The organism is Prevotella sp. BV3P1 (genome assembly GCF_000479005.1).
Taxonomy (GTDB): domain Bacteria; phylum Bacteroidota; class Bacteroidia; order Bacteroidales; family Bacteroidaceae; genus Prevotella.
The window spans coordinates 159349-174383 of the sequence record NZ_AWXC01000008.1 but is presented as its reverse complement, the minus strand read 5'-3'; the positions used below and the strand labels follow the sequence as shown (position 1 = coordinate 174383).

General features: G+C 48.0%; 9 protein-coding genes and 1 other RNA gene. 9 read left to right on the top strand and 1 reads right to left on the bottom strand.

Features of this window, described 5'->3' with window-relative positions; genetic code table 11:
* The first annotated feature begins 184 nt into the window (after positions 1-184).
* The 8 genes from HMPREF1254_RS02745 (at position 185) to buk (ending at position 13226) form a co-directional block, all read left to right on the top strand.
* The gene (locus tag HMPREF1254_RS02745; RefSeq protein WP_155945417.1) at positions 185-3502 is read left to right on the top strand and encodes a SusC/RagA family TonB-linked outer membrane protein; all 3318 of its coding nucleotides are present in this window, start codon (positions 185-187) and stop codon (positions 3500-3502) included.
* A 15-nt stretch (positions 3503-3517) separates the two neighbouring features.
* Positions 3518-5296: a SusD/RagB family nutrient-binding outer membrane lipoprotein gene (locus tag HMPREF1254_RS02740; RefSeq protein WP_023057148.1), complete on the top strand. Its 1779-nt coding sequence runs from the start codon at positions 3518-3520 to the stop codon at positions 5294-5296.
* A gap of 34 nt (positions 5297-5330) precedes the next feature.
* A complete protein-coding gene (locus tag HMPREF1254_RS02735) occupies positions 5331-6350 on the top strand; it encodes a glycoside hydrolase family 18 (RefSeq protein WP_023057071.1) in 1020 nt (339 codons plus the stop codon).
* Entirely contained in the window at positions 6347-7546 is a 1200-nt protein-coding gene (locus HMPREF1254_RS02730) for a DUF1735 and LamG domain-containing protein (RefSeq protein ID WP_231385790.1), read from the top strand. Before HMPREF1254_RS02735 ends, HMPREF1254_RS02730 begins: the two co-directional genes overlap by 4 nt.
* 443 nt (positions 7547-7989) lie before the next feature.
* Entirely contained in the window at positions 7990-10170 is a 2181-nt protein-coding gene (locus HMPREF1254_RS02725; protein ID WP_023057025.1) for an alpha-galactosidase, read from the top strand.
* Between the two features lie 46 nt (positions 10171-10216).
* Positions 10217-11116, top strand: a complete 900-nt coding sequence (locus HMPREF1254_RS02720; protein ID WP_023057106.1) for a FimB/Mfa2 family fimbrial subunit — start codon at positions 10217-10219, stop codon at positions 11114-11116.
* Positions 11117-11213: 97 nt separating this feature from the next.
* A complete protein-coding gene (locus HMPREF1254_RS02715) occupies positions 11214-12122 on the top strand; it encodes a phosphate acyltransferase (RefSeq protein ID WP_023057129.1) in 909 nt (302 codons plus the stop codon).
* A gap of 39 nt (positions 12123-12161) precedes the next feature.
* On the top strand, positions 12162-13226 hold the full coding sequence (buk, locus tag HMPREF1254_RS02710; protein ID WP_023057067.1) for a butyrate kinase: 1065 nt from the start codon (positions 12162-12164) through the stop codon (positions 13224-13226).
* 148 nt (positions 13227-13374) lie between these two features.
* Here the strand turns inward: buk and ssrA are convergent.
* Positions 13375-13773, bottom strand: a transfer-messenger RNA (tmRNA) gene (ssrA, locus tag HMPREF1254_RS11625).
* A gap of 189 nt (positions 13774-13962) precedes the next feature.
* Between ssrA and HMPREF1254_RS02705 the strand changes: the two genes are divergently transcribed.
* Positions 13963-14811: an alpha/beta hydrolase gene (locus HMPREF1254_RS02705; RefSeq protein WP_023057128.1), complete on the top strand. Its 849-nt coding sequence runs from the start codon at positions 13963-13965 to the stop codon at positions 14809-14811.
* Positions 14812-15035 lie beyond the last annotated feature (224 nt).

The window sequence follows — 15035 nt, the reverse complement described above, 5'->3', positions numbered from 1 at the left end:
TATCGTTCTTAAATGAAAGTGTCGTGATACAGATAAAGTTTTTTTGTGCTGGAGTAAGTACTTTGAAAACTTCAGTTGTAATAGTAACGTAACAACAATCAAATTGGGCAAGGCTTTGGAAGCCAGCCTAAGTCTTAATTCTAATCAATTTATAATGAACAAACATTGCTATGAAAGAGGATCCATGCTACGCAGGATTGTCTTATCCGCGGTTCTCTTAGGCTTGCCGCTGCAATGGGCAAGCGCACAGATTAACCTGACTTCTGAGCGAACGAAGTTGGAGAATGTCGTGAAGAGAATCAAGTCACAATCAAAGTACCGTTTCTTCTACAACGATTCGCTCGGCTCGGTTCGGGTGAATGCCGTTAAGCTGAGCAACGTCCCCTTGGCAACCGCCTTGGACAAGTTGTTCGCTGGTACGGGCGTGAAGTACCACATCTCGGGAGACGTCATCTATCTGACGCTTCAACAGAAGCCCCTCAAGGCCAAACCAGCACCAGCCAATGCCAAGCCCCATGTCATTTCGGGCGTGGTGACCGATGCCAATGGTGAGCCACTTATCGGCGTGAGCGTTCTTGAGAAGGGCACAGGCCAGGGTGTGGTGACCGACATCAACGGTCACTATTCATTCGAGTCGAAGAGCGACCAACCTCTACTCGAGTTTTCGTACATAGGCTATGCCTCACAAACCGTCAAGCCTGGCGACCGCTCCAGCATCAACGTGCAGATGATGGAAGCTGGCCAGGAACTCAATGAGGTCGTGGTGACCGCCTTGGGTATCAAGCGCGAGGAGAAGGCACTGAGCTACAACGTGCAAAAACTGGGCGGCTCAGACTTCGCCTTGAAGGAGGCCAGCGTAGCCAATGCCCTGAACGGTAAAGTGGCAGGTGTGGTTATCTCGCAGTCGGCATCGGGTATTGGTGGTTCCACCAAGGTGGTGATGCGAGGCGACAAGTCGGTCAATCCAGATGGCAACAACAATGCGCTTTATGTATTGGACGGCATTCCGCTTCCAGACCTCTTTCCGCGTAAAGGCTCAGCATCCAATGCTCAGTATGGCGGTATGGACGACGGCGATGGAATTTCCAACATCAACATGGAGGACATTGCCGAAGTCACCGTGTTGACAGGTCCGTCGGCGGCTGCCCTGTATGGTGGTCAGGCTGCCAATGGCGTGGTGATGCTGACAACCAAGAGAGGCGGACTGAAAGATGGCAAGCCGCGCATCAGCTTCTCCAATTTCACCGACTGCTACCGGCCTTTCCTACTTCCAAAGCTTCAGAATCGTTATGGAAGTCGCAGCAACGAGTTCAGCAGCTGGGGACCACGCTTACAGAATGAGGCCAACTACAACCCTGCCGATTTCTTTCAGACAGGAGCCAGCGTTTCGAACACTGTTGGCATACAGTTCGGTAACGAGAAAAACAGTACCTATTTGTCGCTGTCAGCCTATAACGCTCATGGAGTGATACATAACAACAAGATGAACCGCTACAACGTTTCGTACAATGGTATGTATTCCATCGGTGACAAGCTGAGCCTTGGTGCCACGCTGATGTACATTGATAAAACAGCACAGAACATGCTCTCGCAGGGTGAGTATTACAACCCTATCGTTCCCATCTACCTCTTTCCACGAGGCGACCAGATAGAAAAGTACAGGTCGTATGAGCGTTACGATGCCAGCAGGGGCTTCCCCTTGCAGTTCTGGCCTTACGGAGATCAGAAACGGTCTATTCAGAATCCTTATTGGATTACCCACCGCAATTTCAACATCAACCACAACGAACGTATCATATTAGGTGGAAGCCTTAAATACGATATCCTTGACTGGCTCAATGCAACGGTACGGTTCAGGACCGACCGCAACACCAAGGTCAATGAAATCAAGAACTACGCTTCGACACTTCCTTTGCTTACATCGGCATCTGACAAGGGTTCTTACCTGTTGGCCACCGATAAGTCTACGCAGGATTATGGTGACCTGATTGTCAATCTTCATAAAAACTTCAATCATTGGGGGATGGTGATCAATGCCGGTGGCAGTTTTAAGAACACCAGTTTCAACTATACAGCCAACTCCAACAAACTTGAGTTTGGTGCGCCCTTGGCCACTGTTCCCAACAAGTTTACCCTGAACAACCTTACCCCAGAGCCTCAATACCAGGAGGGAAAATCCATCAAGACACAGGCTTTGTTTGTGAGTGCATCGTTCGATTACAAGCGTTGCATATTCTTGGATGTCACGGGGCGCAACGAATGGACTTCGTTGTTGGCCAACACCTCCAGCAAGAGCATATTCTATCCATCGGTGGGTATGTCGTTCATCCTGACCGAATGGCTCAAGGCACCCAAGTCGGTACTGTCGTTCTCCAAGTTACGCATGTCGTATGCCAAGGTGGGTAACGTGCCAGTTTCATTGGCAGGCATCACCGTACCGTCCTATCCCATCAGTCCTGGCGGAGGCGTGAGCATCAATCCAGATTTGCCCATCAACAACCTGAAGTTCGAACAGACCAAGTCGTTCGAGATTGGTCTTAACTCACGTTTCCTGAACAACAAGGTAGGTGTGGACATCACTTGGTATCATGCCAACACATACGACCAGCTCTTCAAGTTCAGAGCGCCCGAGAGCAGTGGCTACAGCAACTTCTATGTAAATGCCGGAAAGGTGAGCAACCGCGGTATTGAGGCGATGATAGATGCCGACCTCTCGTTTGGAAAACTCTTGTACAAGCCCGTGCTGACCTTTACCTTCAACCGTAACCGTATCGAGGAGTTGGTGCGCAACGTGTCCAATCCTATCACGGGCGAACCCATGAACGTAGACCATTTTGACTTGGGCGGTTTGTCCTCTTTCAGAAACTACATCAATGAGGGCGGCTCGATCGGTGACTTTTATGTGAATCATCTGGTCAAAGACCTGAACGGATATACCTATGTCAATCCCAACAACATGCAGATGGCTATCGACAACACCAATCTGATATATGGCGGCAACACGTCTCCCCGGTATTCCGTGAGCCTGCGTAACAGCTTCCAATACGAGGGTTTCAACCTCTCGTTCTTGATTGACGGTCGCATAGGAGGCAGGGTGGTGTCGGTTACGCAAGCCGTACTCGACGCTTATGGCGCATCCGAGCGCAGTGCCTTGGCAAGAGATCGCGGCGGTGTAAGCGTGAATGGCATGATGATGGATGCAGAAACCTACTATCGGCAGATAGGAGGAGGATCGGGCGTGTTGTCCAACTATGTGTACGATGCCACCAACATCCGTCTGAGAGAGGTATCGCTGGGCTATACCTTCTCCAACAAATGGTTTGGCAATGTCATCAAAGACCTCACGGTTTCGGTGACAGGTCGCAATCTCTGGATGATCTACAACAAAGCACCTTTTGACCCACAACTCACATCATCGGTCGGAACGTTCTATCAGGGAGTTGACTATTTCCTGATGCCGAGTTTGAGAAGTTTCGGCGCCAGCATTAAATTTTCTTTATAAAAACAAGCAACAACTATGTATAATTTCAATATAAGTGCAAAGAACACATGGACATCGCTTCTGTTGTCCGTTGTGATGCTCTCCTCTTGCACAAGCGATTTCCTGTCTACCAACACAGACCCCAATGCGGCAAACGAGGAAGATTTGCTGCATGACAATTTGGGCATGGGGTCGCTGATCACACAGATGGAGTATCAGATTTACCCCTGTGTCACAAAAGCACAGAACGTGGATGTGAACAATTACCAGAAGATGTATTCATTGGCTGGTGACATATTCTCGGGATTCATGGGCGTTTCCAATACGTTTGACAACAGCGGAATGAACAACGCCACCTACAAGATGGAACCACGGTGGTGCAATGCGGCTTACAGCGTGGCTTACCAGAATTACATGATACCATGGTACAGGCTGTCCTTGAAGAAAGAGCTCGTGCCCACCACCTTTGCCGTAGGGCAGATATTGAAAGTGCTGGGCATGCACCGCATAACCGACATGTACGGACCGATACCATACAAGGACTTCAAGCCTTCGTCAGATGTTGCTTTCACGGCACAGAACGAGATATATGACCTCTTTTTCAATGAGCTGGACGAGGCAGCCGCAATCCTTGCAGATTTCGTGAAGACCAACCCAGACGCACGTCCGTTGGCAGCCTACGACAAGGTATATGCAGGCGACTTCACCAAATGGATCAAGTTGGCTCATTCCCTAAAACTTCGCTTGGCCATGCGCATTGTATATGCCGATGCTACCAAAGCTCAGGCCAAGGCAGAAGAAGCCATACGGGCTGGCGTCATGGAAGGAAACGATGACAATGCCTTGATTCGCGTGAACGGTGCCTCTACCGTCAATCCCCTGTACATGATTTGCCATTCGTACAACGACAGTAGGTTGGGTGCCACGTTGGAAACTTACCTGAAAGGGTACAAAGATCCACGCCTCGGGTTACTGTTCGAGCCGTCAGAGGTATCTGGCGCTAAAGACTACAACGGAGTGAGGACTGGTATCTACATGACCGGTAACGAATACAAGGTATGTTCCAAGCTAAATGTCACGGCATCAACGCCCATTCAGCTCATGACAGCCGCTGAGGTGTACTTCCTGAAGGCCGAGGCTGCCTTGCGTGGATGGCAGGCTGGTGGCAGCGCACAGCAGCTGTATGAGCAAGGCGTTCGCACAGCTTTTGACCAGCCTTTGGGAGCATCACAGGCAAAGGCTGGCAGTGCCGATGAGTACCTCAAGGGTACAACCACGCCTGTTCCCTACAAAGACTTGTTGGACTCATACAACAGTGTTGCCACTTTTGGACATTGCTCCGTGGCTTGGAACCATCAGGTTCAGATTGATGACAATGATGATGACGATGAAGGAGGCGACGATCCTGGTGACTATCCAGATGATGGTGGTAATCCGGATGACGGTGATGATGATGGTGGCATAGACGATGGCGGTGAGATAACGCCAGCCATGTTGCCATTCGGAGGAGCCGACAGCGAGGAGCTACTGGAGAAAATCATCACACAGAAATACATCGCCCTTTATCCTGATGGACAGGAGGCTTGGAGCGAATTCAGGCGGACGGGCTATCCGCGGGTGATTCCAGTAGAAATGAACATGAGCATGGGCAGTATCGACACCAAGAAACAGGTGGCCAGGTTGCCCTATCCAGTGAACATCAAGAGCGACTTCCCTGCCTCTTACCAACATGGATTGTCCTTGCTACAGGGTGCCGACAATGGCGGAACCAAGTTGTGGTGGGACAAGAAAGCGGATAAGAAATATCAAAAATAAGGAACATCCATCAACATCGTAAATTATTCAAAAAATGAAAATAAAAAGTTTTATTGGCATCTTGGCTTCATTGTTCTGCCTGGTGGCATGTGAGGAATGGACTGATCCAGAACCGAAAGCGTTGGACGATACATCCTTCCACTCGCTGACACCCGAGCAGGAGAAAGACCTGATTGCGTACAAGAATTCTGACCATAAGATTTTCTTTGCATGGTACAATTACTCACCAGCCACGCCATCAATGCAGACACGGCTGACGGGCATTCCCGACAGTATCGACATCGTGTCGTTCTTTACGGGGTATGTGAACAACGAACAAAACAGGAATGACGTAAAGTTCCTGCAAGAGCATAGAGGAACAAAGGTGCTGGTCACCATGTGGCCAGAACATTATTTCAGTAGGACTGGGGAGGGAGCGGACAACTTGGACTCCATGAAGATTTATGCTAAGAACCTGGCTGACTCCATCTTTCATTGGGAACTTGATGGATTTGACCTCGACTATGAACCATGGTTTGGCGGTGACCAGTACAGCACGGAAATGATGCGTACCTTTATAGATGTGCTGAGCCAGTATCTTGGCCCCAAGTGCAAGGAGCAGTACAAGGTGAACGGTAAGCACAAGCTATTGGTGGTTGACGGTCAATGGCTGGACGAGGAATATGCTGACAGGTTCGATTATTTCATTGGACAGGCCTACAATGCCTCTTCTCCTGAAATATTAAAAAGTCGACTCAAGGGAAAGGCGAATGATTATGGAAAAGGGTTTCCAAACAACAAACGCATCTTGTGCGAATGGACCAGTCAGGCCGGAAACTCATTTGGACAAGGTGGCATTGATTTCTATGATGGCGAAAAGACGATACCAAGCTTGTGGGGAATGGCCAAGTTTGCCGTTGACAACAATCTGGCTGGCTGTGGTGTATATGTATTACAGTTTGCCTACGCTGAGGGCAATCATCTCAATAAACCTGTACCGCCCAACAATTACTTCTATGTAAGAGAGGCTATCCAAATTATGAACGGTAACAAAAACAATAAAAAACAAGAATGATGAGACATACGATAAAAACAATCTGCTTTCTGTCTACAATCTGTTTGATGGGTTTGATGGCCTGTACAGATGACGTAGACGTAGACGCTGTTTACATTACGGCAGCAGAAAAGACACCCGTCACCACTTTCTCAGTGAAACAACAGGGCGATGCCATGGGACTGACCATATCGAGTGCCTTGAAGGTGGAAGAAGATGTTAGTACAGAACTGGCAATAGACAACAGCTTGGTGGAGACATACAACAGCATGCACGGTGACAATTACCAACCATTGCCAGAGGGAACGTTTGCCTTGTCGCAAACAACGCTGACCATCAAGAAAGGTGGCTACCGTTCTGAAAGCACCAATCTGCAAGTAAGCAAGCTGGAGAACCTGAAGAAAGGTATGAACTACTTGCTACCTGTGAGGATGACAAGCAAGAACAAACGCTACCCACAACTTCCTGGCAGTGACGTACTGTATGTTGTTGTGAACAGGACGCTCCTGATGAATGTACCGAGACTCAATGGAAGTAATTGTTTCAAGGTGACTTTCAAGGACAATGATGTCAGCAGACTTCAGAACCTGGATGCCTTTACGCTCGAGGCTCGAGTGTGCTTGTGGGAGATGCCAAAATACTATGGCGGCAACTTGATGGGCATCCTGGGCTTCCCCGAAAACTCGGACGATGGGAAAAGCGCATGGCTGTTCGTGGATGGAACGCCCGACCGTGTCGGTGGCGAGGGCAATGTGCCAGTGTTCATGTTTGGCTTGAAGCAATGGGCTGTTTATGCAGGGCGTTTGGGTTTCAATATCGCCAAGAACGAGTGGTATCACATCGCAGGCGTGTTTGCCAACAACAAACTGTCGCTCTATATAGACGGAATCCTCTTTGCCGAGGCCGACTACGCCAAGAAAGTGTCGTTTACCAACAACTTCTATATCGGTGCCGCACCTGGCGTACAGAATGGTTTCTATCTCAAAGGATCGGTGAATGAATGTAGGTTCTGGACTCGAGCTTTAACGCCGCAAGAACTGAAAAACCCATTGCATCAGTGTTTCGTGGAAACCAACAGCAAGGGATTGGAAGGTTATTGGAAACTGGACGATGGTACAGACGAGTGCAAAGACTACACTGGCCACGGACACACCGCCCACAAGGATGGTTATGGCGAGATAACTTGGCAGAAAGAGGTGCCATGCCCCTTTCATTGATAGGCTGAAAGAAGAAAACTGAAAAGAGAGGCGACTGCATTTGTGCAGCTTGCCTCTTTTTTCTTCGAGTTGATGCAAAGCAGACGAAACGAGTTTGGTTTAACTGCAAGAGAATGAGAGATAAAGTCCAAGGCGAAAAGAAAAAAACTGGACGACGACGTGGGTAACTGTTTTCGATGCATAAAAAAATTTTGAAGTTATTCTTTTTTGTCGTAACTTAGCGCTTGATAATAACATCCAACAATATAACCAACTCACATTAAACTACCAACCATGAAGAAAACGATGAAGATGCAGGAACTGCCCTGTTGCAGTCTGCCATCTTGAAGATGAAGATAAAAAATCAAAGTGCAAGATGGAGTGTTTTCGACAAAAAAATTTTGAAATCACTCTTTTTTATAGTACCTTAGCACCTGAAAACACCGAAATAACATGAAAACAATATGAAAAGGGTAATTTTCCTCCTATGCATACTGCTGACGGGGACAAGTACAGGGTTTGCAAAAATCAACTTATCCATTGCTACCCGCAACGTGCAACTGGTGTTGCAAGTTAAAGACGACGGTAGACTATACCAAACCTATCTGGGCGAAAAACTGTCGGATGCAGTAGATTTAGAGTTACTGGACATGCCCCGCGCGCAAACCACTTCAAGTTTGATCAAAGGCAATGAGGCCTATCCTGTTTTGGGAACAGAAGACTTTTATGATGCTGCATTCGAGATTCGACATGCTGATGGTAATCCAACGTCGGTACTCAAATATGTTTCTCACGAAACGAAAATCACGGATGGCGGACAAGAAACTATCGTGAGGTTGCGCGATGAAGTGTATCCGGTACAGGTCGACTTGCATTACATCGCCTACCCCGAGGAGGATGTCATCAAACAGTTTGCTGAGATATCACATAAAGAGCGAGGACAAGTCTACATCAGTCGATATGCCTCATCGATGCTTTATTTTGAAGCCAACCAATATTTTCTAACAGAGTTTGGCAGTGATTGGGCCAAAGAAATGAAGATGTCCGAGGCCCCACTGCTATATGGTAAAAAGGTCATCGACACCCGATTGGGTTCACGCGCATCAATGTTCACCCCACCTTTCTTCCAAATTGGGTTGGGAACACCGGTGCAAGAAAACCAGGGCACAGTGCTGATGGGTACGATAGCCTGGACCGGCAACTTCAGATTTACCTTTGAAGTGGATCAAGACAACGAACTGCGCGTCATCAGTGGTGTCAATCCAGACGCTTCACGTTATTTACTCAAACAAGGAGAAGTATTCCGCACACCAGAATTTATCTTCACCTTGAGTCAGCAGGGTGCAGGTGAAGGAAGCCGCAACTTCCAGCGGTGGGCGCTCAAACATCAGATATTTAAGGGCAAAGAAGACCGCATGACGTTACTCAACAACTGGGAGAACACCTTCTTCGATTTTGATGAAGCCAAGCTGACCACCCTGTTCCATGAGGCCAAGGATTTGGGTGTAGATTTGTTTTTGCTTGACGATGGATGGTTCGGCAACAAGTATCCGCGCAAGAACGACAAGGCTGGATTGGGAGATTGGCAAGTAACAAAAGACAAACTGCCAAACGGTGTGCCTTTTTTAGTTAAAAATGCTCGTGCTGCGGGGGTTGAGTTTGGTATTTGGGTGGAACCTGAAATGGTGAATCCCAAGAGCGAATTGGCTGAAAAACACCCCGACTGGATTTTGAAACTCCCCAACCGAGAAACCTATTATTTCCGTAATCAGCTGGTTTTGGATTTGACAAATCCCAAGGTGCAAGATTATGTCTTTGGGGTGATAGACCAGTTGATGCAAGAAAATCCAAAGCTCAAATTCTTCAAATGGGATTGCAATTCGCCCATCACCAACTGCTATTCGCCTTACTTGAAGGCGAATCAAGGCAACCTGTATGTTGACTTCGTGCGAGGCTTGTACAAGGTGTTGGCAAGAATACAGCACAAATATCCTGACCTGCGCATGATGATGTGTTCGGGCGGAGGGGGCCGATGTGATTTCGAAGGCTTGAAATACTTTACTGAGTTTTGGTGCTCAGACAACACCGATCCTGTCGAACGCCTATTCATCCAGTGGGGATTCTCCCAATTCATGCCTTCAAAAGTGATGTGCGCCCATGTCACCAATTGGAACCGAAAGGCCAGTATCAAGTTTAGGGTAGACGTGGCTTTCTCTTGCAAGTTAGGCTTTGACATCGATCTCAAGACTTTGAAAGAGGACGAGTTAGCTTACTGCAAACAGGCCATCCGCGAATTCAATCGCTTGAAACCCGTCATTTTTTCTCCCAACCTGTATCGACTGGTTTCACCCTATGAAACGGAACATTGTGCGTTCATGCGCATTAACGATGCCAAAGACCACGCCCTCTTGTTCACTTACGACATTCATCCACGCTACAAGGAGATAATTTTACCCATCCGCTTGCAAGGCCTGGATGCACAAGCCCGCTATCGCATCAAAGAAATCATGACAGTTCCCGGACAGCCATCTGCCCTTCCATCCTACGAAAAGGTTTACACAGGCGATTATCTCATGAAGGTGGGAATTCGTGCGTTGACAGATCAAGATATGCACAGCCGCATCATCGAAATAACCAAGGAATAATTTATAACGCCCAACGATATAAGTAACTCACATTAAACTACCTACCATGAAGAAAACGATGAAGATGTTGGCAACCGCCCTGTTGCTATCCGCCATCTGCTTGTCAGCATGCGAAAAGCCATCCCTGACAGAGGAGACGGACACCGAAGAACAAGAAGCAAAAGACTTGTTCCATCTGACTTTCCATGTCGCTCAATTCGAACACATCCCCTTCAACCAAGCCGTAGACATGTCGCGCGCCACCGATGTCAAGCAGGTTTGCACACGTATCAGCTTGGCCCTGTTCAAGGATGGCGTGAAAGTAAAGAACATTCACCAAGACACGAAGGATGCCCACTTCGGTAAGATTGATGTCACACTGCCCGCAGGAGCATACCAAGTCATCGCTATTGCCCACAGTGGCAGCGGGTCGGCCACCATCAAATCGCCCGAAGAGATTTCATTTTCCAAGAACAAGATAACCGACACCTTTTATTATTGTCAAGAGGTGACGGTTGGAGGCAATGCGTCTTACCAACTCGAAATGAAGCGTGCCGTAGCCATGTTCAGACTGGCAACCACCGATGCCATACCAACAGCCGTCAAAACCATGAAGTTCTATTATACGGGCGGCAGCTCAACATTCAACGCAGTAACAGGCGTTGGTGCGAAAAACTCGCGCCAGACCGAAGAACGCACCGTGACCGATGCACAGCATACTGGGTCTGGTCAGTTTGACATATACACCTTTCCGCATACGCCGTCGGATGTTTTGAAAATCACGGTATCTGCACTAAACGCATCTGGCGATGTCATTGCCGAACGCACTTTTGAAGAGGTTCCCGTCAAAGTGAATGAGATTACGCAATACACAGGCTCGTTCTTCCAAGGTACCACACCAGCAGATGCCAATATTTTTTCCTTTCTCGTCCAAGACGAATGGACGAAAAAAGAACACCCTTATTAATTGATACCTTGCAAGAATGATATTTTTATAGCTCAACCAAACAGGTTTTTGGAAAGATTTTTCTACCTTTGGCCCAGCTTTCCAAAAAGAAGATACTATGTCGTTTATTCGAAATTTCAAAGACATGGCCAGTCAGCTGGCCCAAAAAGGTATACGAAAAAGAACAGCGGTTATCTGTGCAACCGACGAATCAACTCAGCAATCGGTCGCCATGGCCATTCAGCAAGGATGGATGGAAGCGGTCATGATTGGCTGCATCGACCAGGTAAGAAAAAGCCAACCCTTGATGGCGTGCTCGCAACATCTATCGTTAATAGAAACTGCGAATGATCAAGAAGCAGCCGAAAAGGCCGTCGCGATGGTCAAAGAAGGCACGGTTGACATCATCATGAAAGGCCTCATCAGCACGGATGTTGTCATCCGAGCCATCCTCGACAAAGAGAAAGGCATCCTACCCGCTGGAAACGTGCTCACCCATGTAACCGCCGCATCCATTCCCGACTATCACAAACTGCTGTTCTTCACCGATGCTGCGGTGATACCCTACCCTACACAAGAACAGCGTTTCATGCAAATCAAGTACATTACTCGACTTTGTCACCAGTTTGGCATCAGTCAACCCAAGGTAGCTCTGATACACTGCTCAGAGAAAGTCAACGCCAAACATTTTCCATTCACTGCTGGTTACAACAGTTTGATAGAGCAAGCGAAAGCCGGAGCCTTTGGTCCTTGCATCGTAGACGGGCCACTCGATTTGAAGGTGGCCTGCAACTTACACAGCATGCAGGTTAAACGCATCGACTCACCCATACAGGGTTCCGCCGATGCGTTGGTTTTCCCGGATATTGAAGCTGGCAACTTGTTCTACAAAGCAATTACCCTGTTTGCCCATGGCGAAACGGCTTGCATGCTGCAAGGCACCCAATGCCACGTTGTCCTCCCGTCAAGAGGCGATGATGTCATGTCCAAATTCAACAGTCTGGCGCTGGCCTGCCTCCATTGTTAGTGCGCCATTGCACCTGATTTCTACAGAAATAATCAATTTATGTTCCACATATTAAGCATCAACCCCGGCTCCACATCTACCAAGATAGCCGTTTTTGAAGATGAACAGATGCTGTTCACCCGTAATATTCAACACTCTGTTGCCGAATTGAGTCATTTTGACCAGCCCATGGACCAGCTGGAATATCGTCGGCAACTGGTTATAGACACCCTCAAGCAGATGGAGGTTCCGTTCAATTTCAACGCCGTCATCGGTCGCGGTGGCTTAGCCAAACCTGTAGAGAGTGGGGTCTATGAGGTAAACGAACGCATGCTCGAGCTGACACGCAACGCCCTACACCAGCATGCGTGCGACCTAGGATGCCTCATTGCTTACGACATTGCGAAGGCCATTCCCGGCTGTCTGCCCTTGATTGCCGACCCTGGCGTAGTGGACGAGTTGTCGCCTTTGGCCAAGATTAGCGGCTCTCCCCTCTTACCACGCTATTGTATCTGGCACGCACTGAACCAGAAAGCCATCGCCCGACGATATGCACGAGACATCGGTAAACGCTATGAAGACCTCAATCTCATCATCTGCCACCTGGGGGGCGGCATCTCCATCGCAGCCCACGACCATGGCCGAGCCATCGATGCCAACAACGCCTTGGGGGGCGAGGGACCTTTCTCTCCCGAGCGAGCCGGATCACTACCGGTGGCCGACCTGATACGCTTGTGCTTTAGCGGCAAGTACACCATGGAGCAACTCATTAAGAACGTCACGACAGAAACGGGACTTAGGGCGCATCTGGGCACCAATGACGTGAAAGAAATCCTACAGCGCATCGAGCAGGGCGACCAGCATGCCCAGCTCATTCTCGATGCCATGCTTTTCCACACGGCCAAAGCCATCGCCTCAGAGGCAGCCGTGCTGTACGGTAAAGTAGATGCCATCCTGCTCACCGGAGGCATCGCTTATTCTGATTATGTGGTGAACAAACTGAAAGAGCGCATAGACTTTCTGGCACCCGTCATCACCTATCCCGGCGAAAACGAGATGCAGGCCATGAGCAACAACGCCCTTGCCGTGCTGCGGGGAGAGCTGAAGACGAAAGAATACCATTAAAGCTGGTTCTATAAATTAGCTTTGTTAGATTTTGAATTTACATTTTGACCACCAAAAACAGCCTCGCAATCTGACAAAGCTAATTTATAGAAACGCCCAAAACGCAAAAAGACTGGCAGCCATCAAAGCAGCTGCCAGTCTTTATTTTCAGTGGACTTGCGGAGATTCGAACTCCGGTCCGCACAAGGAAACCATACGTTTTCTACATGCTTATTTCAGCCTTCGATTTTCGTGCCACAGCAAGACCTGAACCACCAACTGTGACCTTATCCTCTAAATTTCACCAATGCACCGAGGCGTACACGAGCTATTTCCGATTTACCTGCACCGCTTGACCCTCAGATTCGGAACAACATCCTTGGAGCAGTGTCTCGTTCCATCATCTAATGACGGAATAAAGCTAATAATCTACTATACTTCGATTAAGCAGCGAGAGCGTAATTATTTTCGCCAATTAATTCTTTGATAACTGAGATTTAGGAGCCAGCCACCGAAGCTCCGCATGCTTACATACCATTTCGACTTGCCGTCAAATCCATACAAGCCCAGGATGTATAATGCAAAGATACATCTTTTTTCTTTACTTCATTCACTTTCCCGCAAAAAGTTTTTCCTTGACGGAGAGAAAACTTTTACATTTTTCACCACAATTCCGTCTGCGATTCACAAAAACAATGTACCTTTGTGGAAATTAACCACTTCGTGAACATAACGACAACAATCAAATAACAATACAATGAACAAACTTTTTTCATTTTTTCTGTTCACCTTCCTGGCTCTCAACGCATGGGCCGGCAAGATAGTAACCGACAGTATTCACAGCAACGTGCTGGATAGTACGATGACCTACAATGTCTATTTGCCCACAGGATATGAACTATCATCACAAAAGTACCCCATTGTTTACTTGCTGCATGGGCTGTATGGCACTTATAAAGATTGGGCTTCGAAGGCAAACGTGAAAGAAGTAGCCGACGAATTGATAGAGTCTCAGGAGGCTGTACCCATGGTGATTATTATGCCCAATGCAGGAAATCCCGATGTAAGGAATCAATGGAATGGCTATTTCAACATGCCTGGCTGGAACTACGAAACGTTCTTCTTTACCGAACTGATGCCTGCCGTGGAGAAGAAATATCGCGCCATAGGCGATAAAGCCCACCGCGCCATCATGGGACTCTCAATGGGTGGAGGCGGCAGTACGGTGTATTGCCAACGCCATACTGAGCTTTTCTCGTCATGCTATGCCATGAGTGCTTGGTTAGACAATAAAGAACCAGAGGTTGCCCCACATGGGAAGGACAAATTGTACTATGTCTCTAAATCGGTACGCGACCATTCGGCAATTGATTTCATTACGAACGCTGACGAAACCACGAAACAACAGCTGCGCTCTGTTCGCTGGTTTTTCGATTGTGGAGATGATGATTATTTGGTAGAACTATCCTTTAAGATTCACCAACTCTATGCCAAAGCAGGCATCAAGAGCGAGCTTCGTATCAGAAATGGCGTACACAACTGGGAATATTGGCATGGCTGTCTGCGCACGGCCTTACCGTTCGCCTCCATCGACTTCCGCAGATAACTGGCAAACAAGAAGGGGATGAAACGCACAACACCCCCTTTTTCGCATTCTGATATATAAAAGTTCCCGTCAGCAATTCATAACTTTTAAGCACTGCACGATAGCGGAACATGATGACGAGTTGATGAGCCCAGCGAATAATCAAGCCCCCTACAAGAAACAACACACGCAGTTACAATGTAGGGAACATGGGTTGTCACGTTCTGCTACAAGCGCATACAACA